Below are 25,671 nucleotides of genomic sequence, written 5' to 3' on the forward strand. Positions count from 1 at the left end.
AGCGGGGGAATGGCAGTGGTTGTGACAGCCTCCACCGCCTCCCTAGGGTGAAGTGAGGATCTGCCTCCTTCCGACATGCCCTACGAACCCGGATCCACCCAGTGCCGCGTGCTGATCGACTGCAAGGCCCAGATCGAGGGCATGCTTCTCGCGCTGGAGCGCATCGACAACAGCCGCCACATCCGTGATCAGCTGGTGGCGGTCCACAACCAGCTGGAAGGTCTCCACGAACTGCACCGGCGCCAGCCGGAGGAGCTCGCCTCCGGCAGCTGAACCGGAGGCTGGGGCCGCCCTCCGCGGCAGGCTCATCCTGCGCCGGACGTCTCCTCCCCCCGGCCCCTCTGCTCCCACCCCTGGCAGGCCGCATAGGCACCGGCCAGGGTGGGGCTCATCACCCGCTGGCCCGGGATCCGCTCATGGCTGGCCACGTAGCAGCCCAGCGTGTCCCGGAAGATCCGGCAGCCGGATCCGGTGCTGTTGACGAAGGAAAGCTCACTGGCCATGACATCCCCACCCATTCACTGACTTCGGTCTACTGCCTGCGTCGGCAGTCCAACACTGAGACGCTGCTAAGGGAACAAAACGTCAAGACCCCTTGCCGAAAGAGCGGATCAGGGGGTATTTACACCGATCCGATCACCGACCACCAGCCCCAGCTGCTGGATCAGGGCCTGTCCCTCGCTCGGACGCCGTCCCGGCAGCTGGGCCTGGCGCAGCAGCACAGGGCAGCCACCGGTGGCCACCACCAGCCCCTCCCCCTCCACCACCGAGAGCACGGTGCCGGGGCCAGCCACTGACGAGCCATCCACTGATGTCCCGTCCTGGCTGGGGCTGCCCCAGCGGTCGGCCAGGGCGGCGGCCGCGGGGGTGAGCTGGTCCCTCAGACGAACAACGAGGGGTTCGGTGGCCAGCAGCTTCAGCCGCTCGGCCCCCCAGGGGCAGGAGGCATAGGGATACAGCCCCATCACCCGGCGATGGATGGCCAGGGCGGAGCCGCTCCAGTCCACCAGGGTGTCCTCCTTGGTGAGCTGGCGGGCGTGACTGACCCCTTCTCCGGCCTGGGGACGCACCCCGAGGCGGGCAAGCCGCTCCGGCTCAGGCCCCGCACCCGCCGCCTCGATCAGCGGCAGGGCCTCCACCAGCAGCTCCCCGGTGAGGCACGCCAGCCGTTCCGAAAGCTGGCCGGCGTTCTGGAGCAGGGGAATGGACAGGCGCCGCTCCAGCAGCACCGGGCCGGTGTCGAGTCCTTCCTCCATCGCCATGATGCCCACGCCGGTTTCGCCATCCCCCTCCAGCAGGGCCCACTGGATCGGCGCGGCCCCTCGCCAGCGGGGCAGCAGGGAACCGTGGCCGTTCCAGCAGCCCAGGGGGGGCTGGGAGAGCACCGCCGGCGGCAGGATCTGGCCGAAGGCCACCACCACCGACAGGTCCGCCCCCAGGGCGGCCAGCTCCTGCTGGCAGCCAAGATCGCGGCGGATCCGCTCGGGGGTGAACACCGGCAGAGCCAGCTCCAGGGCGCGCTGCTTCACAGGGGAGGCCACCAAAGCCTTGCCCCGGCCCCGGCGCCGGTCCGGCTGGCTCACCACAGCAACGATGCTGTGGCCGGCCTGCCGCAGGGCCTCGAGACTGACCACGGCGTAGGCCGGGGTGCCCCAGAACAGGATCCTCAAGCGTCGCCGGTGATCGAGAGACCCTCCACCCACACGTGGGGGCAGAGACCGTCGGGGGTCACCTTGGCCTGACCCTCGAAACCGACGATGGCCTTGAGCAGGGTGCGGATGTCACCGGCCACGGTGGCGGCCTCGATGGAGCGCGCGGTGCCGCCCTCCACCAGCCAGCCGTCGAAGGGGAGGGAGAAGGAGCCCTGGCTGGCCTTGACGCCGGCATGGAGGGCCGAGAGGGAATCGATCACCACCAGCCCATCCCCATCGCCGGCACCGGAGGCGAAGCGGTCGAGGCCCCGGGCACCGCCATCGCTGCCGGGGGTGGGGCCGATCTCGAACCAGTCGGGGCCCACCGACACCTTGGCCCCCAGGCCGGCATGGCCCGTGGGGGCGACCCCGAAGGCCCGGGCCGTGGCCTCCGAATGGAGGAAGTGCCTAAGCACCCCGCCCTCCACCAGGGACAGGCGACCGGTGGGGGTGCCTTCTCCGTCGAAGGCGGCCGCACCCACGTTGGCCGGATTCAGGCCGTTGTCGTGCAGGGAGAAGAAGGGAACGGCCAGCTGCTCGCCCAGGGACTCGCGCCGGCTGAGGCTGACGCCATCGATCACGGCGCGGGCATTGAACAGGCTGCTGAAGGCGCCGATCAGGTCGAGGAAGGCCTCGGGAGTGAAGACGCAGGTGTAGCGGCCGGTGGCGATGGGGGCGTAATCGAGGTGGGCGATGGTGCGCTCCGCCGCCTCCTGAACGCAGCCGGCCACATCGAGGTCGGAAGCGCCGTAGGCCAGACGCACGGCGCCGCTGCTGCGGGGCTTGCGGCCCGCCTCCTCGGCCCGGGCATAGAGGTAGAGGGAGGCGGTGGTGAGGCGCTGCTGGCGGCAGGCGCCGGCACTGTTGATGTAGAGCCGGTCGCTGCTGCGCTGGGCCAGGCCGTTGTAGGGGACCGTGCCGATGGCGGGATGGCGTCCGAGCAGGTCGCGCTCGGCCTCCTTGAGGGTGTCCAGCAGGCTGAGGATGCTGACGGCCGGGCGAAGCGGCTGCTCCAGGACCGGCAGCGGCGCGGTGGCCAGAGGGGAGAAGTCGGGGACCTCATCGACGTTGCCGTAGGCGCTGGCGTCACGGGCCCCGGCCAGGGCCCGGGCCAGGCCGGCGTCGGAGAGGTCGGAGGTGCTGGTGATGCCCACCAGGCCGTCGTCGTTCCAGACCCTCAGGGTGATGGCGCTGCGCTGGGCGCCCTTCATCTGCTTGGCTTCGCCCCGGTCGACCTGCACAGAGGTATCGGTGCTGCAGGAGGCGCCCAGATCCCAGCGACGGACGCCCTCACGCTGGGCCAGCTGGTCGAGCCGCTGGCGCAGCACCTCGGCATCGAGGCTGGCGGCCGCTGATTCGGTGATTCCCATGATCAGCGTCCCCCCACGGTGATGGTGTCGACCTTGATGTGGGGCTGGCCCACGGTGACGAAGATGCTGCCGCTGACCGAGCCGCAGAAGCCGGCGGCCAGCTCCAGGTCGTTGGCGCACATGGAGATGCGGGGCATCACCTCCTTGGCGTCGCCGATCAGGGTGGCCCCCTTCACCGGCTTGGTGAGGGTTCCGTTCTCGATCAGGTAACCCTCCTCGACGGCGAAGTTGAACTGGCCGGTGGGGCCGACGCTGCCGCCCCCCATCGACTTGCAGTAGAGCCCCTTGTCGACGGAGGCGATCAGATCCTCCGGGCAGTGGGGGCCGGCGGCGATGTAGGTGTTGCGCATGCGGCTGGCGGCGGCGAAGGCGTGGCTCTGGCGCCGGCCGCTGCCGGTGCGCGGGTGGCCGGTGCGGCGCTCCCCGGCCCGGTCGCTGAGGAAGCGCTGCAGGATGCCGTTCTCGATCAGCACGGTGCGCTGGGGCTCCATGCCCTCGTCGTCCATGGCCAGGGACCCGAAGGCTCCGGCGGTGAGGCCCTCGTCGATGGCGGTGAGGGAGGGGTGGGCGATGGGCTGGCCGACCATGTCGGCGAAGGGGGTGGTGGCCCGCTCCACCTGGGTGGTCTCCAGCAGGTGGCCGCAGGCCTCATGGAAGATCACACCACCGAAGCGGTTGGCCAGCACGACGGGGAACTGGCCGGCCTCGACGTAATCGGCGTAAAGCATGGTGCCGGCGCTGCTGCAGACCTCCACCGCGGCGGCCTCCACGTCCCAGCGACGCAGGTCGTCGGGGCTGTCGGAGGTGCCGTAGCGGCGGCCCAGGCTGGCCCGGTGGTCGCCGTCGGCCGCCAGCACATTGAGGCCCACCGACTGGTGCAGACGCACGTCCCGGGCGAAGGTGCCATCGCTGGCGGCCACCAGCACCTCCTGCCAGTCACGGGCATAGCTGCCCCGACGCACCTGCAGGTGCTGGCCATGGGCCTGGAGCCGGTCGGTGCCCTCGAGCAGACGGCTGGTGGCCTCCGCCAGGGACGGACAGGACAGCAGCCAGCCGTCCTTGGTGGCGGCGAAATCGCGCAGCTCGGGCAGGCCGTCAAAGCCCCCGCCGGTGTGGGCGGGGAGCACGAGGCCCAGCATGCCCAGGGCCTGCTCAAGGGCGGCCCGCAGGCCGGCGGCGCTCAAGTCATTGGTGGAGACGAAACCGTCCCGATCCCCCAGGAACACCCGCAGCCCTGCCCCGGCGCCGAAGGCCGGGCTGACGCTGGTGATCGAATCCTGCTCGGCCAGCAGGCCGAGGTGGTCGGAGCGCTCCAGGAACACCTCCACCAGGTCGGCCCCGGCCGAGCGCCCAGAGGCCAGGAGCGGCTCCAGGACGGAACGCCAGGCCGGGTCCCCGAGGGCCGCCGGGGACAGGGTGAGCGCAGTGCCGGCCGGTGCGCCGGTGGGAGGGGAGACGACCAAGCGGCGAAGGGAGAACTGGGCCGATTCTGGCGGGTCGGCTCAGCGCACGGCGGGCTGGAAGCGCTCGCTGCGGATCGGCGCCATCAGGAACAGGCGTGCCATCTGGACACCGTTGCCGAACCAGTGGGGCAGTTTGCGCAGGGCACGCACCGGCGCCGGGGCGCCGAAACGGTCGGCCCGATCAAGGGCGGCGTTGTTCTGCACCAGCTTCTCCAGCCGCTCGTAGAACTCGGGGTGCTCGACGTTGAGCACCACGGGGAACACCCGGGCGGAGGTTTCGTTGGTCTTGGCGATCACGTACTTGTCGTAGGTGCGGGCATCAAGCCCGAGGGCCTCATAGAACTCCTTGCGGGCGACGTCGCGCACGTACATGGTGGCGAACACGGCCAGCAGGAAGAAGCGGCACCAGAGGCGGGCGGTGAAGCCGCGCACGGTGTCGGGCTGGGCCTTCATCAGGGCGTCGAAGAAGTCGCCGTGGCGGTTCTCGTCCTGGCACCAGTTTTCGAAGAAGTTGAAGATCGGGAAGATCTTGCTTTCCGGGTGCTGCTCCAGGTGGCGGTAGATGGCGATGTAGCGCCAGTAGCCGATCTTCTCGGAGAGGTAGGTGGCGTAGAAGATGAACTTGGGCTGGAAGTGGGTGTAGGCCTTGGTGGCCGTCAGGAAGCCCAGGTCGAGCTGGAGGCCGAAATCGGCCATGGCCTTGTTGAGGAAACCGGCATGGCGGGCCTCATCGCGGGCCATGTGGGCGAAGCATTCCGCCAGCAGCGGGTTGCGCTCCTTGATGCGGCGGCTGAGTTCCTTGTAGAGCAGGAAGCCCGAGAACTCCGAGGTGCAGCTCTGCTCGAGAAACTCGACGAACACCCGACGGGTCTCGGGGTCCAGCTTGTCGGCGGCGCCTTCGAACTGGTCGTCGCGGACGAAGTGGTGGCGGTTGTAGTCCTTGCGGAACTCCTCGCAGATGGCCTCCAGCTCCACTTCGTTGGGCCGCAGATCCATCGCCGCCATGGCGTCGAAATCCGTGGTGTAGAAGCGCGGGGTGAGGATCGTGTCCTTCACCGGGTCCTTGATGGCCGGGGCATCCGGGGTGCCCACCCGGGGGGCGGTGGGGGCTTGGGTGGCGGGAGGCACCATCGCGCGGGCGTTCAGAGAGCTCGGCCGCCATCGTAGGCATCGATCCCCGCCATCGGTCCGGATGTGAAGCCGCGGATGTGAAGCCGGCCGACGGGGAGGTGCCTCAGTTGGGGCCCAGCCACTTCTGGCCGTTGAGCCGCTGCACCACCCGCGACACCAGCAGCGACAGGGTCATCTTCTTTTCGTCGATCAGGAACGACTCCAGCAGGCTGGGGCTGCCGGCCCCCTCGCTGAGGGCGATGGTCTTGGCGGAGCTGATGTCGGGCCGGGTGAAGCAGAGCCAGAAGCGGCGCTCGCCCGGCAGCCGCCCCCGGACCATCCAGCAGTCGGCCCCGACCACGGGCATGGTGCCCTGCTCGAACACCAGCTCAGGGGCCGGGCCGCCGTAGGCCTCGATTTCCTTGACCAGGGCCGGCACCAGCAGCTCGGGCACAAAGACCTCGAACGGCTTGTCCTCAGGGGCGGGTGGCTTGGCCTTCGGGGCGGCGGTCTTCGCCTCCGGCGAGATGGCGACAGGGTCGGGGGTGTTGCTGGGGGTCTCGGTCACCGGTGCGGTCCCTGGGCGCGGAGGTGCGGGAACTTTAGGCAGCGTCCCGGAGCCGCAGGTGGTCGCGGCGACCGGCGTCACCATTCCTCGCCGTCGTCGTGGCCCCAGTCATCGGCGCTGGCCGGGGCCGGGGCCGGCGGGCGGGAGGCCACCGCCGGCTCGGGTCGGAACGGGCCCGATTCGGCGGCCTCCGGGCGGTGCAGCACCCGGTAGGGCACCGAGACCGTCGGCGCCGGCTCGCCGGGGGCGCGGCTGGGGCCGGCGGCAGCGGGCGATGGAGCGGCGGGGGCTGGAGCGGTGGCACTGGCGCGACCCTCGGACCGGCCACCCCAGGGGGCACTCCAGGTGTCGTCCTCCAGCCGATCCGGGCGACGGACCGTGCGCCGCAACGGCGCCCGCCCCCCCTGGCGCAGGGCGAGGGCGGTGGCGCCGGCACTGAGGGCCGCCCCGCCGCCGGCGGCCGCCGCCATCCACAGGCCGATCGGCAGCGACGGGGTCTGCCAGGTCAGCAGCCGCAGGGCCAGGGGGGGGCTGGGGTTGAGGGCCGCCACCAGCAGGGTCACCAGCAGCGGCGAGAGCAGGGGCAGCAGCAGCAGGCGTTGCAGCACGGTCCGGAGCGTCAGGGGGTGGAGACTTCGTCCGGGGCGGACCGGCCCACGGGCCCCTGCCAGCGCTGCAGGGAGCCGAGCTGGAGGCCGAGGGTGTCGAAGACGCGGATCACCAGGAAGTCCACCATCTCACCGATCGTGGTGGGCTGGTGATACCAGGCCGGAACCGGGGGGGCGATGCGGGCCCCGGCTTCGGCCAGGCGGGTGAGGTTGCGCAGGTGGACCAGGTTCCAGGGCAGCTCCCGCGGTGCGATCACCAGGGGCCGTCCCTCCTTGAGGTGCACATCCGCCGCCCGTTCGATCAGATCCAGGGCCACGCCGGAGGCGATCCGGCCGACGGTGCCCATGCTGGCCGGCAGGATGACCATGCCGCGGGTGAGATAACTGCCGCTGGCGATGGCGGCGGCCTGGTCGTTCCAGCGATGGCAGTGCAGCCGGCCGGAGCTGCAGCCGGTGCGTTCACGCCAGAAGCGTTCCTGGGCATCGGGCTCCGATGGCACCCGCAGGCCCATCTCCGCCTGCCAGACCCCGATCGCCCCCCGGCTGGTGACCATCTCGACCGGCAGGTCCTCCTCGAGCAGCAGCTGCAGCGCCCGCTCGGCCAGGGGCTGGGCGGAGGCGCCGGACACCGCCAGGACGACGGGAAGGGAGGAGGGCGCCATCAGCGGCTCAGCCCTCGTCCGCGGCGCCGGGGGCGTCATCGGCATCGTCATCCGGGGTGCCATCGACGGCACCCTCCTCCACCCGTTCGAAATCCTCGGGCTGGAGCACCGCCAGGTCGATCTGGTGGCGCAGGGCGTCCACCTTCTGGATCTCGACATCGACGCCGTCGCCGACCATGTAGGTACGACGGAACTTGCGCCCCACCAGGCGGTTCTGGCGCGAGCGGTACTCGTACCAGTCGTCCTTGAGGGAGCTGACGTGCACCAGTCCCTCCACCTGGGAGGGGGGAACCTCAACAAAGAAGCCGTAGCTCTGCACGCCGCTGATCACCCCGGGCAGGGTCTGGCCGACCAGGGGCTCGGTGTGGCGGGCCTGGGCCAGGGCCAGCACATCGGCCTGCAGCTCCTGCAGGAAGCGGCAGCGGCCGTTGAGGCGCTGGGCCAGACCGTGCTCCAGGCCCTGCTGGTAGGGGGCCAGCTGGCCGGGGGTCAGCAGGGGCCAGTCGGTGCTGCCGTGGCAGGCGTCGCTGGCCAGGTCGGTGCTGACCTTGTGGCGCACGCTGGGGCGGTCCTTGCCATCCACCAGCAGGCTGACCAGGAGCTGCTGGTTCCAGATGTCGGCGTAGTGGAGGGCCGGGCAGCACCAGGGCGCCACGGCGGTCTCCTCGCCTGCCACCGCATGGGGACCGGCTTCGGCCGCCAGCTGCACCGGCCGCAGGGCGTCACGCAGCTGCTGCTGCAGGGGCCGGCCGCGATCGGTGGCGGCGAAGACGGCGGCGAGCTCGGCGGCGCTGGCGTTGCCGTCGGCACTGAGCTCCATCGGGATGTCGAGGGCCAGGGCCGCCTTGGCGACGTCATTGGTGTCGGTGGCCTCCGCCGCCGGGTTGAGGGCGAACAGGGCGGGCAGCTCCAGGGCCAGCAGGTGACGGCCCAGGGCCCGGTGGGCCACCAGCACCGCCTCCCGCAGGATCGCCACCGGATCCTCGGCCGGCAGCTCCACCAGCCAGCCCTGCAGGGCCGCATCCGGGGCGGGGACCCGCAGGTCGCCGAGGCTGTCGATGGCGGGCATCGGCAGGTCGAGATCGATCGAGCCGGCCCCGAGACGCCGCTGGCGCAGCAGGCCGCTCAGCTGGACGAGCTGCTCCAGCAGGGGCAGGTGGTCCTTGAGGGCCTTGAGGGCGGCGGGCACGGTGCGGGCCTTGGGCTTGCGCTCGGCCAGGGCCTGCATCGCGGCCCGGTCCACCCGGGCATCGGGCGTGATCTGGCTCAGGCTGAAGCGGAAGTGCTCGAGGCCCCCCTCGGCGTCCAGCTCCAGGGCGACCGAGACCGCCGCCTGGCTGTCGCCCGGGCGGAAGCCGCAGGCCTTGGCGAGGGCGGAGGGCAGCAGGGGCAGCCAGCGCCGTCCCAGGCAGATCGCCTCGCCCTGGTCCCGCAGCCAGGTGTCGAGGCTATTGCCCATGCCGATGCGTTCGGCCACGGCAGGACTGTGCACCCACAGCCGCCAGCCGCCCTCACGCTCCTCCAGGGAGATGGCGGGCAGCACGGGGGCCTCGCCGCCCTCCCAGGCCTCCAGGATCAGGGTGGGCAGGGCCGTCAGGTCGGCGCGGCCCTTGGCGACGGGCTGCTTGAGGGTGGCGCGGGGGGAGGCCGGACGCTCCTGCAGGCGGTGCTTGGCCAGCAGCAGGTCGGTGTCGGCCGCTTCACCGCCGTGCACCGGCAGGCTGCGGGCGACATGGCCGGCCGGACCGAACTGGGCCACGGGGAAGCGATCGATCTTCACCTCCACCACCGCCTCCTCGGCGGGGTCGAGATGGAGCGCGTCCTCCTCGGGCAGGGCGACGGCGGTGAGCAGCCGGTCGTCGAGGGGGACGGCGACCAGCTGGCCGTCCTGCCGCTCGACCTGGGCCAGCAGGCTGGGGGTCTGGCGCTCGAGGATGCACTGCACACCCCCCTCCGGCGAGCGGCGGCGGCCGCCCTCGCGGGTGATCTTCACCAGGACCCGATCGCCGTTCCAGGCATGGTTGAGCTGGTGGTCACGGATGTAGATGTCCTCACCGCCGTCCTCCCGCAGGGCAAAGCAGAAGCCCTTGCTCGAGCAGCGCAGCCGGGCCGGGATCAGCTCGGGGGTCTCGCGGGCGCGGAGCCCTTCCCCGTCCTCCTCCACCAGCCCCAGCCGCAGCAGGGCATCCAGACCGATGCGCAGCTGCTGCTTGCAGGTCTTGGTGGTCAGGCCCAGCGACTTCTCCAGCTTGGCCAGGGCCACCGCATCGGTCGTGGAGAGGTGGTCGAGCAGATCGGCGACCGTGAACTTCATCGGATGGGACATACGCGGAGGATGGCACTGCCGGAGCAGCGCGGTGACCAGGGTGGTCCGGAGCGCCAGGGGGGTCGTCGGCCTCCTTGGACGGGGGATGGCCCGGCAGCGCCCGCCGTCACGGCGAACGTCACCCGGGGACTCTAAGGAGCGGGGGTCTCGCCATCCTCGCCAGCGGCCTCGGTGGTCGCGGCGGGGGCCTCGCCGCCGTCCGCGCCGGAGCGCAGGATCAGGCGGGTGCCGATGATCAGGAAGCCGGCGGAGGCCGCCAGCTGCAGTCCATCGGTGGGGATCACGCTCGAGAGAGAGCCCCCTGCCGCCGCCCCCACCAGGCTGGCCAGCACCAGGGCGAAGGCGCTGCCGGCGAACACCGCCCCGGGCCGGTTGGAGGTGCCGCTGATGCTGACGATGGCCAGCTGGGTCTTGTCGCCGAGCTCCGCCAGGAAGACGGTGGCGAAGGTGGAGGCGAGCAGGGCGAACGGCATGGTGCGGCGGGCGACGGACTCAGGAGTTGAGGAGGTGGAGCGGCGCCAGGTGCAGCACCGCCTGGCGGCCCAGCCACAGCCCCAGGGCAACCATCAGGATCCCCGCCGCCCGCTCCAGCTGGTGGGGGGGCATGACGGTGGAGAGCCAGCGCCCCAGCAGCACCCCCACCAGGCTGGAGCAGATCAGGGCGAGCGAGGCGCCCACGAACACGACGACCGGTCGGCCCGACTGGGCCGACAGCAGCAGGGCGGCCAGCTGGGTCTTGTCACCGAGTTCGGCCAGGAAGACGGTGGTGGCGGTGCTCAGGAACACCGTGATCCAGCTGGAGGGGGCTGGGGTTTCGGGGGTGCTGCTCATGAGGGCTGGCGGATCGTCCGCAGGAAACGGCGCATCACCGGGTGGCGGCCGCCCAGCTCAGCGCGGATCTGCTGCCGGCAGGAGGCGATGGCCAGGGCATCGGGATCGTCACCGGGCTGGCCGAACAGCGCGACGAGCTGATCCACCCGGCAGAAATCGGGCCGCTCCGCATAGATGCGGCAGCGGCGTGAGCCGGTGTCGAAATGGCGGCACCAGCCGTCCTCCCCCACCATCGAGAAATACAGCTCCTGCTGGTCGGGATCGAGGGCCTCGATCGCGTCGCCCCGCAGGGCCGGGTCAAGGCGGCAGCAGGAACCGCAGCCGCTGATGCACTGCCAGTGCTCGGGTCGGGGCACGGGGACGCCACGGGGTCGTTCCATTCACTCACACCCGACGCCGTCTTCCCAGCCCAGGCCCGGCGCCAGCCATGACAACCGATCACGGCCACAGGGGCGGGGCCGTGAAGCGGCCGCCGGGCGACCTACACTCCTGGCCGATTGTCCCCCTTGCCGGCAGCCGCACCATGGGTATCGATTTCCATCTCATCTCCAACTTCGGCGCCCTGGCCCTGATCACCCTGGCCGGTCCGGCCGTGATCTTCATCCTCTACTACCGCCGCGGCGCCCTCTGATCGCTCCGGCACCAGCAGGTCGGCCAGGGCGTGGTACACGGGTCTGCGCTGGATCGCCTGGCCCGTGTAGGCCGCGATCACAGCGGCGGCCACCAGGCCGGGCATGAGCTGCTGGTCGCCCGCCATGCGGATGGCGAAGGCGATCGTCATCACCGGCAGCTGGGTGGCTCCCGCCAGACCCGCCGCCATGCCCAGGGCCAGGCCGAGGTGGGGATCCCCCGCCAGGGCCCGCACCACCCCTGAGCCGAACACCCCCCCCACGGCGAAGGCCGGATCGATCAGCCCTCCGGGAATCCCCGTGGAGAGCGCCAGCACCGGTCCGATCAGCCGCGAGACCAGGAGAACGACCCAGCCGGCGTCGATGGTGGTGTCCGCGTCCTGATCCAGCATCAGACGCATCAGGGTCTCGCCATCGCCGCCGCTGGCGCCACCGGTGACCAGGGTCAGCAGGGCCAAGGCCAGCCCGGCTGCCAGGCCGAGGCGCAGGGGCTGGCGGCGGGCGAGCGGGGTGATCAGGCCCGTGGCGCGCACCAGCAGCCAGGCGAACAGGCCGCCGAGGGCCCCGCCGCCGAGGCCGATCGGAATCGCCCAGAGCAGCTGCTCGGTCTCCGCCACCGGGCTGGCGTTGATCCCGAGGGCGAACATCGGCTGGCCGCCGAGGCCGCTGACCAGGGCCGCCGCGCTGGTCAGCACCAGTGCCGGCCACACCAGCCGCTGCTGGAAGCTGCCGGTGAGCTCCTCGACCACGAAAACCATCCCCATCAGGGGGGTGTTGAAGCCACCGGCCAGCCCGGCCCCCGCCGCTCCGGCCAGCAGGTGGCCCCGGCTGGCCCGGTGCAGCAGGCCGGGCCAGCGGCGCAGCAGGGCCTGACCCACGGCCGCACCCACCTCCACCACCGGGCCCTCGCGGCCCAGGGGCAGCAGGGCCAGGCTGGCGATGGTCCAGAGGCCCAGCCGTTCCCCGGTCGGGGCGGCGGAGAGCAGCTGGGCGCCCCGGTGGGGATCCTCCAGGCAGAGCATCACCTGGGGAATGCCCGAGCCGGCCCCGCGGCGCCAGGGTCCCCGCTGGAACCAGAGCAGCAGCGGCACCAGGGGGATCGGGGCCAGGGCCAGCAGCCAGCCACTGGCGCTCCAGCCGCCGCCGCTGAAGGCCGGCAGGGTGGAGAGCAGGCGATCCTGGAGCAGGTCGATGCGGTTGAGCGGCCAGCAGGCGAGCCCCACCACGGCCCCCAGCAGCGCCAGCAGCACCAGGGAACGCACCGGGCCCAGCGGGGAGCGGCTCATCCTTCGACCATCCCCAGGGCCATGGCCGCCTCCCGCATCAGCCCCTGAACGTAGGGGTGGGGCGGATCCCCCAGGGCGGCGGGGCCTGTGCCGTCGGATGGGATGGCGGAGCGCAGCTCCTCGCCGGCGGCGTTGCGGATCACCAGGCTGTCCCCCTGGCGGCGGCACCAGTAAGTGCGGTCGCGGCGCTGCAGCACCACGGTGTCACCGCCGCTGGAGCGGATCGCCTCCAGCTCCAGCTGGAACCGCTCCACCCCCTGCCAGTCATCACGGCGTAGGCGGTAGGCCACATCCACCGGCCCCGCCCACTGGTCGGGACCCTGCCAGCGCCAGCCGATCGCCCGCAGCCGCGTCTCCCCCTGGGCCAGCTGCAGCTGCAGGTGGCCGCCGCGCAGCAGCTTCTGCTCCACCACCTGGCAGCGGCTGCTCCAGAACAGGGGGGTGGGATGGCCGATGCCGAAGGGGGCGAGCCGCTGGAGCTGGCGCCAGAAATCCCGGTCGATGCGCTCCAGCCGCAGCAGGGCCTCAGGCTCCACCGTGCGGCCATCGCCCGCCGACTCCAGCCAGCCGCTGGCCAGGGCGTCGAGCCGTTCCTGCAGCGCCGTGACGTTCTCGGCCCGCACCGTGAAGCCACCGGCGGCGGGGTGGCCGCCGTGGCGCTCCAGCAGTTCGGCGCAGGCCGTCAGGGCCCCATCGACGGCGAAGCCCTTCGGGGCCCGCACCGACGCCCGCAGCCGGCCTCCCCCTTCGCCGGCCAGCAGGGCCACGGGACGGCCGAAGCGCTCCACCAGCCGGGAGGCGACGATGCCGATGACGCCGTGGTGCCAGTGGCCCTGGGCCAGCAGCAGGAAGGCGGGCCGGCGGGGACCATCGGCCTCCAGCAGGGCCAGGGCCTCCGCCTCGATCGCACTGCAGAGTTCCCGCCGCTGGCGGTTGAGGGCTTCGCAGGAGCGGGCCAGTTCCAGGGCCTCCTCAGGATCCTCCGTCGTCAGCAGGTCCACCACCAGCTGGGGGTCCCCCAGCCGGCCGACGGCATTGATGCGCGGGGCCAGCTGGAAGCCCACCGCCTCGGCATCGACCCGGTGCTTCTCCAGGCCCGCCAGCTGCTGCAGGGCCTGCAGGCCGGGCAGGGGGCTGCGGCCGAGCAGGGGCAGGCCATCGAGCAGCCAGCGGCGGTTGACCCCCTCCAGGGGGGCCATGTCGGCGATGGTGCCGATGCAGAACAGATTGAGGGCGATCTCCAGCCCATGGCGGTGGCGCAGCCGCCGGCAGAGGGCGGTGGCCAGGACGTGGGCCAGCCCCACCCCCGCCAGACCCCGGTAGGGGGAGCCCTCCGGGGTGACGGCCGGGTGCAGCAGGGCCAGGTGCGGCGGCAGCTGGGGGGGCAGGGTGTGGTGGTCGGTGAGAATCACCTCCACCTCCAGGGCGGCGGCGCGCTCCAGGGCTTCGATGGCGGCCACGCCGTTGTCGACCGTGATCAGCAGCCGCACCCCGTCGGCCGCCAGCCGCTCGACCATGGCGGCGTTGAGGCCGTAGCCGTCGTCCATGCGGCTGGGGATGGCGGCCCGCGGGCGGGCGCCGAGCCGCTGCAGGACCCCCACCAGCAGGGCGGTGCTGGTCATGCCGTCGGCGTCGTAGTCGCCGCAGATCGCCACCGCCTCCGCCCCCTGGCAGCAGCGCACCAGCCGCTCGACCGCCAGCGCCAGAGCCGGGAAGTGGGCCTCCGGATCGGGGGCCGCCTCCGGATCCAGCAGCTGGCGCACCGACTCGGCCGTCACCAGGCCGCGACGCCGCAGCATGGCCAGCAGCTCACAGGGGAGGTCGGTTTCCAGAGCCCCGGCCGCCTCGGCGGGGCCGTCGCCGCCGAGGGGGGAGGGCAAAAGCCAGCGTCGCTCGTCGACGGCAGAGAGCAACGAGGGGCAGGCGGGGCCTCCGCATTGTGGAAGCCGGGGCCGCAGGGCGCACCCCTTAGCCTGACTCCCTACACAAGCGCGGCGTCCGATGGCCCCGGCCCTGTCGGCCCTGCTCTGGGACGTGGACGGCACCCTGGCCGAGACGGAGTTCGAGGGCCACCGGGTGGCCTTCAACCGCAGTTTCGAGGCCGCCGGGCTGCCCTGGCGCTGGGACCGGCCCACCTATGGGCGGCTGCTGGCGGTGGGCGGCGGCCACGAGCGGATCACCGCCTTCCTGGAGCAGGTGGAGGGCAGCACGCCGGAGCGGGGGAGGGTGGAGGAACTGCAGCGCCGCAAGCAGGCGATTTATGCCGAGCTGGTGCAGCAGGGCCGCCTCGCCCTGAGGCCCGGGGTGGCCCGGCTGGTGGCGGATGCGGCGGCGGCGGGCCTGCGGCAGGGGATCGTCACCACCAGCGGCCGCAGCGCGGTGCAGGCCCTGCTGGAGGGGGCCCCGCCGGCCCTGGCCCGGGCCTTCGACTTCTGGGTCTGCGGTGACGAAGTGGCCCGCAAGAAGCCCGATCCGGAGGCCTACCGGCTGGCGCTGGGACAGCTGGCCGGGACGGGGAGCGAAGCGGTGGGCAGAGAGGTGGCTGGCGTCCTGGTGCTCGAGGACTCCCCGGCCGGGCTGGCGGCGGCCACCGGCGCCGGGCTGCCCTGTCTGGTCTGCCTGAGCGCGGCGACGCGGGAGGAGCCGGAGGCCCGCTTCAGCGCCGCCAGGGCCGTAGTCGAGAGCCTGGAGGAGTCCGGGGCCACGGTCGTGGTGCGCCGGGGGCCACCTTGCCCCGAGGGCCAGGTGACGCTGTCGTGGCTGGAGCGCCTGCTGGACACGCCATGACCCGCCTCCCCGTGCAGCGCACCCGTTTCCAGGGGCTGGTGAGCCGGCTGGGGAACCGCGCGGTCGGCGTGGCGCGGCGCAGCTGGCGGGCCGGCAGCCTGGCCGCCCTGGCGCTGCTGCTGGGCTTCTTCGCCGGTCAGAACCTCACCAGCCTGCTGCTCTTCACCACCCCGGGGGGCCGCCCGGCGGTGGTGCTCGGTCTGCTGCTGACCTTCGAGACGCTGGTGCGGCTGCGGACACGCTTGGTGCGTGCCGAACCTTCCCTGGCCTGGGTGATCATCGACAACCTGCGCATCGGCGCCACCTACGCCATCGTGCTCGAGGCCTTCAAGGTGGGGACCTGAACCGGTGGTGCCACCAGAGCTCTCCATGCCCTCGGAGCCAGCTCCGGATGCCTGGGACGGGCGGCTGGCCGGGGCAGGGGATCTGGGCCCGGTGCACCCCAGCCTGCTGCGGCTCCTGGCCCTGCCGATGCTGCGCCGGCTGGAGCGCGGGCTGCGGGACGGAGCCGCAACGCGGCGGCCCGTGCTGGCCCTGAACGGGCCGGTGGGCGCCGGCAAGACGAGCCTGGGCCGTGCCCTGGAGCGCCTCGCCACCCTCGGGGGCCTGCGGCTGACGGTGGCCTCGATCGACGACCTCTACCTGCCGGCCGCCGAACGCCGCGCGCGGCTGGCGGGCAATCCCTTCGGGGTGGGCCGGGTGCCGCCCGGCAGCCACGACCTGCCCCTGCTGCTGGAGGCGCTGGCCACCTGGCGGGCCGGGGGGACGCTGCGGCTGCCCCGGTTCGACAAGACCCTGGCCGGCGGGGACGGCGACCGGAATGGCTGGCGGGAGGAGCCCGCCGAGGCGCTGGTGATCGAGGGCTGGCTGATGGGCTGCCGGGCCCTCGGCGCCCAGGCCCTGGGCGAGAGGATGGGCTGCGGAGCGGGGCTGGAGGAGCTGAACGAATCTGAACGCCGCTGGCTGCCCCGCTGGGACGACCACCTGGCGGCCTACGACCAGCTCTGGAAGGCCTGTGACGGCCTGTGGCTGCTGCGTCCGGAGCGTTGGAGCCTGCCCCGCCGCTGGCGGTTCCAGGCGGAGGCCCGTCAGCGACGGGCCGGTGGCGGATGGCTCAACGGCCGTCAGCTCGACGCCATGGTGCGGGCCACGCTCCACTCCCTGCCACCAGCGCTCTACCAGGACCCACTGCTGGGACCCGCCGGCTCAGGGATTCCGTTGCAGGGTGGGGTGGTCCTGGACGGACGCAGGCATGGCCACCCCCTCGGGATTCAGCTCTCTTCGCCCGCTTCGGCCTCTTCGGCGATCGGATAGACAAAGCCCTGGGCGCGGCCGCTCAGAACAGCCTTGCCGAGCGACATCGCCTTCTGGGCTGCCACACCGGCCTTCGCCTTCCAGTGGGCGTGGCGCTGGTTGCGCTTGCCCTTGGAGGTTTTCTTCTTGGGAACGGCCATCCCGCCAACTCACTGCCAAACGATGATCCTGCTTCGCCGACTCGCCTTTCGTCAAATCGCTACAGTCGACTTCCGATAAGCAACTCCTGAAAAGGACGCCAGGCCTGTGAGCAGCAGTTCTCCTCCGGAGCCGGCCAAGATCTCCGCCGCCCTGGCCGCCCCCGGGACCGTTGTGGCGCAAGGCACCGAGGCCGGAGCGTCCTCCACCCCGGCAGCCCCGGCCAGCCCTGCGCCAGCCAAGCCGGCCCCGCCGGTGCGTCCCGGCTTCAGCTTGGGGGGCCAGGGGGCCGGGGCGCCCTCCTACAGCCAGCTGCTGCGGGACATCGAAGCAGGAAAGATCAAGAGCCTGGAGCTCGCTCCTGCCCAGCGCGTGGTGACCGCCACCTTCCAGGACGGCCGCAGCCGCCAGGTGGCGGTCTTCAGTGACAACCAGCAGCTGCTGCGCACCGCCGAGCAGGCCCGGGTGCCGCTGACCGTGCGGGACGAGCGGCGCGACGACGCCATGGCCGGTCTGGTCACCAACGGCCTGCTGGTGGCCCTGCTGATCGCCGGCCTGGTGCTGCTGGTGCGCCGCTCCGCCCAGGTGGCCAACAAGGCGATGGGCTTCGGCCGCAGCCAGCCCCGCCTGCAGGAGGAAGGGGCCATCACGGTGCGCTTCGAAGACGTGGCCGGCATCGCCGAGGCCAAGGAGGAGCTCCAGGAGGTGGTGACCTTCCTCAAAACCCCCGAACGGTTCACCTCCATCGGCGCCCGGATTCCCAAGGGGGTGCTGCTGGTGGGCCCCCCCGGCACCGGCAAGACGCTGCTGGCCAGGGCGATCGCCGGTGAAGCCGGCGTGCCCTTCTTCTCGATGGCTGCCACCGAGTTCGTCGAGATGTTCGTGGGCGTGGGCGCCAGCCGGGTGCGGGATCTGTTCCGCCAGGCCAAGGCCAAGGCGCCGTGCATCATCTTCATTGACGAGATCGATGCGGTGGGGCGCCAGCGGGGGGCCGGAATCGGCGGAGGCAACGACGAACGGGAGCAGACCCTCAACCAGCTGCTCACCGAGATGGATGGCTTCGAGGACAACTCGGGCGTGATCCTGCTGGCCGCCACCAACCGTCTCGACGTGCTCGACACGGCCCTGCTGCGGCCAGGCCGCTTCGATCGCCGCATCAGCGTCGACCTGCCGGACCGGTCCGGCCGGGAGGAGATCCTTTCAGTCCATGCCCGCACCAGGCCCCTGGCCGAGGAGGTGTCCCTGGCCGACTGGGCCCGCCGCACCCCCGGTTTCTCCGGCGCCGATCTGGCCAACCTGCTCAACGAAGCGGCCATCCTCACGGCCCGTCGCCAGAAGAGCCAGGTGGATGACCAGTCCATCGGCGATGCCCTCGAGCGCATCACCATGGGACTGACCGCCGCCCCACTGCAGGACAGCGCCAAGAAGCGGCTGATCGCCTACCACGAGATCGGCCACGCCCTGCTGACCACGCTGCTGCCCCACGCCGACAGGCTCGACAAGGTGACGCTGCTGCCCAGGGCCGGCGGGGTGGGTGGCTTCGCCCGCACCATGCCCGATGAGGACATCATCGATTCCGGACTGATCAGCAAGGCCTACCTGCGGGCCCGGCTGGTGGTGGCCCTCGGCGGCCGCGCCGCCGAAATGGTGGTGTTCGGCCCCAGCGAGGTGACCCAGGGGGCCAGCAGCGATCTGCAGCTGGTGCGCCGCATCTGCCGCGACATGGTGCTGCGCTACGGCTTCTCCAGCCTCGGCCCCCTGGCCCTGGAGGAGGAGGGGGAAGAGGTCTTCCTCGGCCGCGACTGGATCCGCTCCAGCCCCCACACGTCGGTGCGCACCGGCAACCGCATCGACGAACAGGTGCGCCAGCTGGCCTTCGAGGCCCTGGAAAAGGCCGTCGCGGTGCTCACCCCACGGCGCGAGCTGATCGATGAGCTGGTCAACCAGCTGATCGAGCTGGAAACCATCGACGGGGACAGCTTCCGCGCCCTGGTCGAGGCCCATGAGGCCAAGGGCGGTTCAGCCCTCGCCGCCCAGGCCGGAGGCAAAGCGGATGTCCAGGCTGCGCAGGTAGGTGTGTAACCCGGCGTCCTGAATCGGCAGCAGCCGGGCTGGATGGCCGCTCTCATTGACATGGGAGTGCCAGTGGCCCGGCGGGGTCACGAAGGCGGCGCCCGGCTCCCATTCCATCCGCAGAGGGTTGCGGATCGTGCCGTCGGGGTTGAGGTCGGGACCGGAGAGGGTGGCGCAGCCCGGCTGGCAGTCGATCACCAGGTCGAGGGCGACGGACTGGTGCCGATGGGGGGGCTGGACCGCGCCGGCCGGCACCAGTCCGTACATGGCCCAGAGGGTGTGGGTCACGGTGCGGCTCGCCGGCAGGGCACGGTTGGCCATCAGGAGGCTGAGGCGGTTGCTGCGGGCGCTGCTGGGATCCGCCGCCAGCGCCGACAGCTCCTCATCGAGCCAGGCGGCCGGGTAGTGGCTGGGGGCGAAACGGGGTGATTCGGCCCGCACCCCGAGGAAGGTGAGCAGGGGCCCGTCGTGGATCCAGTAGAGAACGCTCTCTTCGGAAGCCTCCATCCGAGGCTCCAGCCCGGCCGGCAGCACGAAAAGATCCCCGCGGCCCCAGCCCAGATCGAGGGGTTCATCCCCGGCACCGGAGGGGCAATGGCAGCGGCCAGAGCCCCGGTACACGTAGAAAAGCGAGCTGGTGGCGTTGGCGGCCACCCCGATCGATTCGCCAGGGAGGATCCGCACGAAGTTGGCGCTCAGGGCCGGGCTTGTGGCGGGGGAGGGGCAGCCCAGACGGGCGCTGAGATCGAGGGGAAGAACCGCCGTCGGACCCGTGGCGTGCAGATCGGGGCCCCAGCGGCCCTCAGGAATCGGCTCGGTGAGACCGGAACGGATCGGGTTGGCGGCCTGGCGGTAGTCGAACAGCAGGGTTTCAGCGTGCCAGTCGTGGCCCCCGGCGATGGCGGCGGGGCTGGGGGGCCTGGACGCTTGGATCTGCCCCATGGGATCAGGTTGCAATCGTTGACAGATCTTATGGATTTCTTTCCATCGTTGCCGCTCTCCCGGCAGGGGGGCGCTCTCCCGGCAGGGGGTGCGTTCAGCCGCCGGCGACGGCCGGCACGATGCTCACCTCGTCACCGTCGCTGAGGACGGTGGCCTGGTTGTCGAGAAAGCGGATGTCCTCGCTGTTGACGTAGAGGTTGAGGAAGCGGCGCAGCTTGCCGCTCTCGTCGCAGAGGCGCGCCTGGATGCCGGGGTAGCGGCCTTCGAGGGCCTGGAGCAGGCCGTCGATGCTGGTGGCCTCAAGGCTGACGCTGGCCTCGTCGTTGGTGAACTTCTGCAGGGGGGTGGGGATCAGAACCTGGATGGCCATGGAATGGGTCGGTGGGGCAGTGAGAGAGAAACGGGGCGGCCCGATCGGGCGGTGATCAGGCCCGGGGGGCGGCACCGCCGTGGGAAGCCTGGGAGCGCTCCCAGGCTTCGTGGAAGCTGGCCAGCTGGGGCTCGATCGTGTAAGGGGCGCCGATGGAGGAGGCGATCGCTTCGGTGGTCTTGAGGCCGTTGCCGGTGATGTAGGCGACGGTGGTTTCCGAGGGGTCGATCTTGCCCTGCTCCACCAGCTTCTTGAGCACGGCGATGGTGGTGCCCCCGGCGGTTTCGGTGAACACCCCCTCCATCTCGGCCAGCAGCTTGATGCCGTCGATGATCTCCTCATCGGTGACCGCCGCGATCGTGCCGCCGGTGCGGTTGGCGATGTCGATGGCGTAGGGGCCATCGGCCGGGTTGCCGATGGCGATCGACTTGGCGATCGTGTTCGGCTTCACCGGGGTGATGAAGTCACGGCCGGCGGCGAAGGCCTGGGCGATGGGGGAGCAGCCCTCCGCCTGGGCACCGCTGAAGCGCACCGGCTTCTCGTCGACGAGCCCCACCTTGATGAATTCGTCGAAGCCCTTGCGGATCTTGGTGAACAGGGAGCCGGAGGCCAGGGGAGCCACGATGTGGTCGGGAAGCTGCCAGCCGAGCTGCTCGATCACCTCGTAGCCGAGGGTCTTGGAGCCTTCCGAGTAATAGGGGCGCAGGTTGATGTTGACGAAGCCCCAGCCGTAGGTGTTGGCCACCTCGGAGCAGAGCCGGTTGACCTGGTCGTAGTTGCCCTTCACCGCCATCAGGGTGGGGTTGTAGACGAGGGTGCCCAGCACCTTGCCCAGCTCCAGATCACTGGGGATGAACACGCAGCACTCCAGGCCGGCGTGGGCGGCGATGGCGGCGGTGGAGTTGGCCAGGTTGCCGGTGGAGGCACAGCTGACGGTGGTGAAGCCCAGTTCCCGGGCCCGGGTGAGGGCCACCGAGACAACGCGGTCCTTGAAGGACAGCGTCGGCATGTTGACGCCGTCGTTCTTGATGTAGAGGGAGGAGAGGCCGAGACGGCGGGCGAGGCGGTCCGCCTTGAGCAGGGGGGTGAAGCCGGTGCCCACGTCGATGGGGTCACCCTCGACGGGCAGGAATTCCCGGTAGCGCCAGATCGAGGTGGGGCCGGCCTCAATGGTGGCGCGGCTGACGCGGCTGCGGATGGCGTCGTAGTCGTAGACCACCTCAAGGGGGCCGAAGCAGACGTCCTCACAGACGTGGCGGGCGCCGGCCTCGTAGGGATGACCGCATTCCTTGCAGCGCAGGCCCGTGAAGGTGGAGCGGGAAAGGGTGGCGGTCAAGGGAATCCCGGTCACTGGGTGACACGCTAACAGTGGTGTCCGGTCCCTGGCGGCAAAGCCGACCTTCGGCATCGGGTATGTCATCGAGGCCGGCACTTGTCGCCCGCAGGGTTCTGCCTACGCTCCGTTTGTGCCCGTTCCCACCCCTCTGCCGTCCCACCGGAGGCCCCACCTCGCCATCGGCCTGGCCATCGCCTTCGCTCTGCTGCTGGCCCTCTGGGCGGGGGCCCGGCTGGCCATCGAATGGCTCTGGTTCAGCCAGTTCGACTTCCAGCAGATCCTGCTGCGCCGCTGGATGCTGCAGATCGCCGCCTTCGCGGCGGTCTTCGGCCTCGGTTCGGCCCTTCAGCTGGCCCAGCTGCAGCGCTGCTGGCGGCTCAGGGAGCAGGGGCCCGAGGCGCCCCGGCCGGGGGCGCCCCTGCTGCGGCTGGGCAACGGCGCCCTGGTGGCGGTGCTGATCGGCCTGGTGCTGCTGCTGGCCGGCGGCCTCAGCTACCTGCTGGTGCAGGCCCGGGGACTGATCGCCAACCCCTTCAACGGCGACGTGATCACCGGCTTCTCCGTGCTGCGCGATCTGCCGCCCCTGCTGGTGGCGGGCCTGGCGGGGGGCCTGCTGCTGCCGCTGCTGCTCTGGCCCCTCACCACCCTGCGGATCACCCTGGCGGCCGCCCTGGCGGGCTCGGCCACGGCGGTGGCCCGGGGCTGGAGCCTGTGGCTGCCGGCCCTGCTGGCCACCCCCTTCGGCGAAGGGGATCCCCTCACCGGTCTGGACCTGTCGTTCACGGTGCTGCGCCTGCCGGCCCTGCGGCTGCTGCTGAGCGTGCTGCTGGCCCAGGGCCTGGTGGGGCTGGCGGCCTGCCTGCTGCTGACCATCGGCAAGGGCCGCAGCCTGAGCGATCTGCGTTTCGACGGGCTCAGCAAGGCCCAGCAGCGGGTGCTGCAGCCCCAGGTGGCGGCCCTGGCCGTCGTCATGGCCCTCAGCAATGCCCTGGCTCCCTTCGATCTGATGGTGCAGGGCAGCGGCGTGGCCTCGGGGGCGGGCTACGTGGATCTGCACGTGCGCCTGCCCCTGCGGCTGCTGTTCGCGCTGCTGCTGCTGCTCACGGCCTGCGCCCTGCTGGTGCCCCTGCCCCGGGGCTGGGTGCGCCGTGGCGCCCTGCTGCCCCTGGCGGGCTCGGCCGTGCTGGTGCCGATCAGTGAATGGGTGATCACGCCCCTGGCCCAGCGCTTCTGGGTGCAGCCGCGGGAGCTGGCGGTGGAGGCCCCCTATCTGGAACGCAGCATCCGGGCCACCCGCCGCGCCTTCGGCCTCGAGAATGTGCGAACCATCCGGCTGGAACCCAACCAGGGCCTGACGAAGGCGGATCTGGCCAGGGCCCCCGGCACCCTCGACAACATCCGCCTCTGGGACAGCCAGCCCCTGCTGGCCGCCAACCGCGAGCTGCAGCAGCTGCGGCTCTACTACACCTTCCCGTCGGCGGCGGTGGATCGCTATCCGCTGCAGGGCAAGTCGGCCCGCGACGGCTCCCAGCAGGTGCTGATCTCGGCCCGGGAGCTGGACAGCAGCGCCCTGCCACCCGGCTCGCGCACCTGGCTGAACCGCCATCTGGTGTTCACCAACGGCCACGGCTTCACCGTCTCGCCGGTGAATGCCTTCGGCTCCGACGGCCTGCCCCTGTTCTTCGTCAAGGACCTGGGCAGCAGCGGCCGGGTACAGGGGATCCCCGAACTGGGCATCACCGACAAGGAGGCCCGGGCGGCGCTGCCGGTGGGCAGCCCGAGCCTCTACTTCGCCTCCGGGCCCTCCCCCTACGCCATCGCCCCCACCAAGGTGAAGGAGTTCTCCTATCCCGAGGGGGAACTGAACGTCTACACCCACTACACCGGCACCCGGGGGATTTCCCTCGCCCCTCCCCTCAACCGGCTGGGGGCGGCGATCTACCTGCGGGAACCGCGGCTGCTGTTCACCGGCTCCTTCACCGACCGCTCCCTGCTGCTGCTGCGGCGCCAGGTGAACCAGCGCCTGACGGCCCTGGCGCCTTTCCTGCGCTTCGAAAGCCAGCCTTACCTGGTCACCGCCCGGGTGGCCGGCAGTGAGGGCTACCGACCGGAGCAGTACCAGTACTGGCTGCTGGACGGCTTCACCACCAGCCGCTCCTACCCCTACAGCGATCCCAATCCCCAGGGCCTGCGCTACTTCCGCAACCCGGTGAAGGCGGTGGTGGATGCCCACGACGGCCGGCTCTGGTTCTACGTGAATGACGCCAGGGATCCGGTGCTGCGCACCTGGGTGCGTGCCTTCCCGGAACTGTTCCGGCCGCTCTCGGCCATGCCCCGGGCCCTGCTCGCCCACATCCGGGTGCCCAAGAGCCAGTTCGACATCCAGGCGGAGCGGCTGCTGCGCTACCACGTCACCGACGTGCGCACCTTCTACAACGGCGACGACGTCTGGGCGGTGCCCAACGAGATCTACGGCGAAAGCACCGTGCCGGTGTCGCCGTACCACCTCACCCTGCAGCTGCCCGGCGAGCAGCGCTCGGAGTTCGTGCTGCTGCTGCCCTTCACGCCGCTGAAGCGCTCCAACCTGGTGGGCTGGCTGGCGGCCCGCAACGATCCACCCCACTACGGGGAGCTGATGCTGGTGCGCTTCCCCCAGCAGCGGCTGCTGCTCGGCCCCCAGCAGATCACGGCCCTGATCGACCAGGACCCGACGATCAGCTTCCAGTTCGGCCTCTGGAACCGGCTCGGCTCGCGGCTGTTCCGCGGCAACCTGCTGGTGCTGCCGGTGGGCGAGGGCCTGCTGTACGTGGAGCCGATCTACCTGCAGTCGAAGAGCAACGACCTGCCCACCCTGGTGCGGGTGGTGGTCACCGACGGCCGCCGCTTCGTGATGGAGCGCAGCCTGCGCCGCGCCCTGGAGCGGCTGGTGGACGCGGCCCCCACCGCCAAGGAGGAGGCGGCGACCGCCAAACCGCCGCTCCCCGACGGCACGCCGCTGCCCCTGCCGCTGCCCTGAAGGCCCTGAACAGCCATGAAAAAGGGGGCCCTCAGGCCCCCGATGGATCGATGCTGGATCGCTGGTGAGACGCCGATCAGGCGGCGACAGCGGTCTTGGGATCGAGGGCACCCTTGGCGTAGAGGGTGGCGTAGTAGTTGATGTCGCGCTGCTTGATCTTGCTGGCGTTGCCGGCACACCAGAACTGCTGGTAACGATCCAGGCAGACCTTCTTCATGTAGGCCCGGGCGGGCTTGTTGAAGTGGCGGGGATCGAAGTTGGCGGGATCCTTGGCGGCGGCTTCCCGGACGGCGGCGGTGAAGGCGAGGCGGTTGTCGGTGTCGATGTTGATCTTGCGCACGCCGTTGCGGATGCCTTCCTGGATCTCCTCGACGGGGACGCCGTAGGTCTCGGGGATGGCGCCGCCGTACTTGTTGATCATGTCCAGCCATTCCTGGGGAACGGAGCTGGAGCCGTGCATCACCAGGTGGGTGTTGGGGATGGCCTTGTGGATCTCGGCGATCCGGGAGATGGCGAGCACCTCACCGGTGGGCTTGCGGGTGAACTTGTAGGCGCCGTGGCTGGTGCCGATGGCGATGGCCAGGGCGTCGACCTTGGTCTTGGCAACGAAGTCGGCGGCCTCGGCGGGGTCGGTGAGCAGCTGGGAGTGGTCGAGGGAGCCCTCGAAACCATGGCCGTCCTCGGCCTCACCCTTGCCGGTCTCCAGGGAACCCAGGCAACCCAGTTCGCCTTCCACGCTCACGCCGATGGCGTGGGCCACATCCACCACTTCCTTGGTGACGGCCACGTTGTAGTCGTAGCTGGCGGGAGTCTTGGCGTCGGCCTCGAGGGAGCCGTCCATCATCACGGAGGTGAAGCCGTTGGCGGCGGCGCCGTAGCAGGTGGCGGGGCTGTTGCCGTGGTCCTGGTGCATCACCACCGGGATGTCGGGATAGGTCTCGACCGCGGCCAGGATCAGGTGGCGCAGGAAGCTTTCGCCGGCGTACTGACGGGCGCCGCGGGAGGCCTGCAGGATCACCGGGCTGTCGGTCTCGTAGGCAGCCTCCATGATCGACTGCACCTGCTCCAGGTTGTTGACGTTGAAGGCAGGAATGCCGTAGCCGTTTTCTGCGGCGTGATCCAGCAGCAGGCGAAGCGGTACGAGCGCCATG

General features: G+C 71.2%; 25 protein-coding genes and 1 pseudogene. 7 read left to right on the forward strand and 19 right to left on the reverse strand.

All coding sequences use genetic code 11. From position 1 onward, the window contains the following. Positions 1 to 75: 75 nt before the first annotated feature. Positions 76 to 273, forward strand: a complete 198-nt coding sequence (locus H6G99_RS02070) for a hypothetical protein (protein ID WP_015108343.1) — start codon at positions 76 to 78, stop codon at positions 271 to 273. A gap of 32 nt (positions 274 to 305) precedes the next feature. Here H6G99_RS02070 and H6G99_RS02075 read toward each other — a convergent pair whose 3' ends face one another. The 12 genes from H6G99_RS02075 to H6G99_RS02130 form a co-directional block, all read right to left on the reverse strand. Next, a complete protein-coding gene (locus tag H6G99_RS02075) occupies positions 306 to 503 on the reverse strand; it encodes a hypothetical protein (RefSeq protein ID WP_094584704.1) in 198 nt (65 codons plus the stop codon). Between the two features lie 108 nt (positions 504 to 611). Then, entirely contained in the window at positions 612 to 1,670 is a 1,059-nt protein-coding gene (gene fmt / locus H6G99_RS02080; RefSeq protein ID WP_190609563.1) for a methionyl-tRNA formyltransferase, read from the reverse strand. Next, positions 1,667 to 3,061, reverse strand: a complete 1,395-nt coding sequence (locus H6G99_RS02085; RefSeq protein WP_190609564.1) for a TldD/PmbA family protein — start codon at positions 3,059 to 3,061, stop codon at positions 1,667 to 1,669. Before H6G99_RS02085 ends, fmt begins: the two co-directional genes overlap by 4 nt. A gap of 2 nt (positions 3,062 to 3,063) precedes the next feature. After that, the gene (locus H6G99_RS02090) at positions 3,064 to 4,476 is read right to left on the reverse strand and encodes a TldD/PmbA family protein (RefSeq protein WP_190609869.1); all 1,413 of its coding nucleotides are present in this window, start codon (positions 4,474 to 4,476) and stop codon (positions 3,064 to 3,066) included. Between the two features lie 87 nt (positions 4,477 to 4,563). Further along, positions 4,564 to 5,655 carry a magnesium-protoporphyrin IX monomethyl ester (oxidative) cyclase gene (gene acsF / locus H6G99_RS02095; protein WP_190609566.1) on the reverse strand — a complete coding sequence of 364 codons (1,092 nt, stop codon included), beginning with the start codon at positions 5,653 to 5,655 and terminating at the stop codon, positions 4,564 to 4,566. A gap of 103 nt (positions 5,656 to 5,758) precedes the next feature. Further along, positions 5,759 to 6,202, reverse strand: coding sequence for a DUF2996 domain-containing protein (locus tag H6G99_RS02100; RefSeq protein WP_190609567.1), 444 nt, complete (start codon positions 6,200 to 6,202; stop codon positions 5,759 to 5,761). Between the two features lie 77 nt (positions 6,203 to 6,279). Continuing rightward, positions 6,280 to 6,810, reverse strand: a complete 531-nt coding sequence (locus H6G99_RS02105) for a hypothetical protein (RefSeq protein ID WP_190609568.1) — start codon at positions 6,808 to 6,810, stop codon at positions 6,280 to 6,282. Positions 6,811 to 6,821: 11 nt separating this feature from the next. Next, positions 6,822 to 7,472 carry a flavin prenyltransferase UbiX gene (locus tag H6G99_RS02110; RefSeq protein WP_094586238.1) on the reverse strand — a complete coding sequence of 217 codons (651 nt, stop codon included), beginning with the start codon at positions 7,470 to 7,472 and terminating at the stop codon, positions 6,822 to 6,824. A 7-nt stretch (positions 7,473 to 7,479) separates the two neighbouring features. Continuing rightward, complete coding sequence (locus H6G99_RS02115; RefSeq protein ID WP_190609569.1) at positions 7,480 to 9,786, reverse strand: RNB domain-containing ribonuclease; 2,307 nt, start codon at positions 9,784 to 9,786, stop codon at positions 7,480 to 7,482. Positions 9,787 to 9,929: 143 nt separating this feature from the next. After that, complete coding sequence (locus H6G99_RS02120; protein ID WP_094586176.1) at positions 9,930 to 10,271, reverse strand: TMEM165/GDT1 family protein; 342 nt, start codon at positions 10,269 to 10,271, stop codon at positions 9,930 to 9,932. Positions 10,272 to 10,290: 19 nt separating this feature from the next. After that, positions 10,291 to 10,629: a TMEM165/GDT1 family protein gene (locus H6G99_RS02125; RefSeq protein WP_190609570.1), complete on the reverse strand. Its 339-nt coding sequence runs from the start codon at positions 10,627 to 10,629 to the stop codon at positions 10,291 to 10,293. Then, complete coding sequence (locus tag H6G99_RS02130) at positions 10,626 to 11,009, reverse strand: YkgJ family cysteine cluster protein (protein WP_190609571.1); 384 nt, start codon at positions 11,007 to 11,009, stop codon at positions 10,626 to 10,628. The genes H6G99_RS02125 and H6G99_RS02130 overlap by 4 nt, the downstream gene beginning before the upstream one ends. A 143-nt stretch (positions 11,010 to 11,152) precedes the next feature. Between H6G99_RS02130 and psb30 the strand changes: the two genes are divergently transcribed. Next, positions 11,153 to 11,260, forward strand: a complete 108-nt coding sequence (gene psb30, locus H6G99_RS02135) for a photosystem II reaction center protein Ycf12/Psb30 (RefSeq protein ID WP_071881620.1) — start codon at positions 11,153 to 11,155, stop codon at positions 11,258 to 11,260. Positions 11,261 to 11,332: 72 nt separating this feature from the next. Here the strand turns inward: psb30 and H6G99_RS02140 are convergent. Then, positions 11,333 to 12,544: pseudogene (locus tag H6G99_RS02140) on the reverse strand (chloride channel protein); the annotation flags it as partial. Then, entirely contained in the window at positions 12,541 to 14,457 is a 1,917-nt protein-coding gene (gene recJ, locus H6G99_RS02145; RefSeq protein WP_190609572.1) for a single-stranded-DNA-specific exonuclease RecJ, read from the reverse strand. The pseudogene H6G99_RS02140 and the gene recJ, both read right to left, overlap by 4 nt. An 88-nt stretch (positions 14,458 to 14,545) precedes the next feature. Between recJ and H6G99_RS02150 the strand changes: the two genes are divergently transcribed. Genes H6G99_RS02150 through H6G99_RS02160 form a run of 3 tightly spaced genes read left to right on the forward strand, consistent with a single transcriptional unit; the run spans position 14,546 to position 16,645 of the window. Continuing rightward, positions 14,546 to 15,331: an HAD-IA family hydrolase gene (locus H6G99_RS02150; RefSeq protein WP_190609573.1), complete on the forward strand. Its 786-nt coding sequence runs from the start codon at positions 14,546 to 14,548 to the stop codon at positions 15,329 to 15,331. Next, a complete protein-coding gene (locus tag H6G99_RS02155; protein WP_094586181.1) occupies positions 15,328 to 15,675 on the forward strand; it encodes a DUF565 domain-containing protein in 348 nt (115 codons plus the stop codon). Before H6G99_RS02150 ends, H6G99_RS02155 begins: the two co-directional genes overlap by 4 nt. A 25-nt stretch (positions 15,676 to 15,700) precedes the next feature. Continuing rightward, a complete protein-coding gene (locus tag H6G99_RS02160) occupies positions 15,701 to 16,645 on the forward strand; it encodes a phosphoribulokinase (RefSeq protein WP_190609574.1) in 945 nt (314 codons plus the stop codon). Here the strand turns inward: H6G99_RS02160 and rpmF are convergent. Next, positions 16,603 to 16,785, reverse strand: a complete 183-nt coding sequence (rpmF, locus tag H6G99_RS02165) for a 50S ribosomal protein L32 (protein ID WP_190609576.1) — start codon at positions 16,783 to 16,785, stop codon at positions 16,603 to 16,605. The genes H6G99_RS02160 and rpmF overlap by 43 nt on opposite strands. A gap of 253 nt (positions 16,786 to 17,038) precedes the next feature. Here rpmF and ftsH point away from each other — a divergent pair, with 253 nt between their 5' ends. Then, entirely contained in the window at positions 17,039 to 18,865 is a 1,827-nt protein-coding gene (gene ftsH / locus H6G99_RS02170) for an ATP-dependent zinc metalloprotease FtsH (protein WP_353617156.1), read from the forward strand. Here ftsH and H6G99_RS02175 read toward each other — a convergent pair. The 3 genes from H6G99_RS02175 to thrC form a co-directional block, all read right to left on the reverse strand. Then, a complete protein-coding gene (locus H6G99_RS02175; protein WP_094586185.1) occupies positions 18,803 to 19,798 on the reverse strand; it encodes a cupin domain-containing protein in 996 nt (331 codons plus the stop codon). The genes ftsH and H6G99_RS02175 overlap by 63 nt on opposite strands. Before the next feature lie 94 nt (positions 19,799 to 19,892). Then, entirely contained in the window at positions 19,893 to 20,168 is a 276-nt protein-coding gene (locus H6G99_RS02180; RefSeq protein WP_094586186.1) for a MoaD/ThiS family protein, read from the reverse strand. Between the two features lie 55 nt (positions 20,169 to 20,223). After that, on the reverse strand, positions 20,224 to 21,504 hold the full coding sequence (gene thrC / locus H6G99_RS02185) for a threonine synthase (protein WP_094586187.1): 1,281 nt from the start codon (positions 21,502 to 21,504) through the stop codon (positions 20,224 to 20,226). Between the two features lie 130 nt (positions 21,505 to 21,634). Between thrC and H6G99_RS02190 the strand changes: the two genes are divergently transcribed. Then, complete coding sequence (locus H6G99_RS02190) at positions 21,635 to 24,520, forward strand: UPF0182 family protein (RefSeq protein ID WP_094586188.1); 2,886 nt, start codon at positions 21,635 to 21,637, stop codon at positions 24,518 to 24,520. Between the two features lie 76 nt (positions 24,521 to 24,596). On the opposite strand, the gene fba is transcribed toward H6G99_RS02190, so the two are convergent. Further along, positions 24,597 to 25,670, reverse strand: coding sequence for a class II fructose-bisphosphate aldolase (gene fba, locus H6G99_RS02195; protein ID WP_094586189.1), 1,074 nt, complete (start codon positions 25,668 to 25,670; stop codon positions 24,597 to 24,599). Position 25,671 lies beyond the last annotated feature (1 nt).

The sequence above is a fragment of the Synechococcus sp. FACHB-909 genome (genome assembly GCF_014698945.1).
GTDB lineage: Bacteria > Cyanobacteriota > Cyanobacteriia > PCC-6307 > Cyanobiaceae > Cyanobium.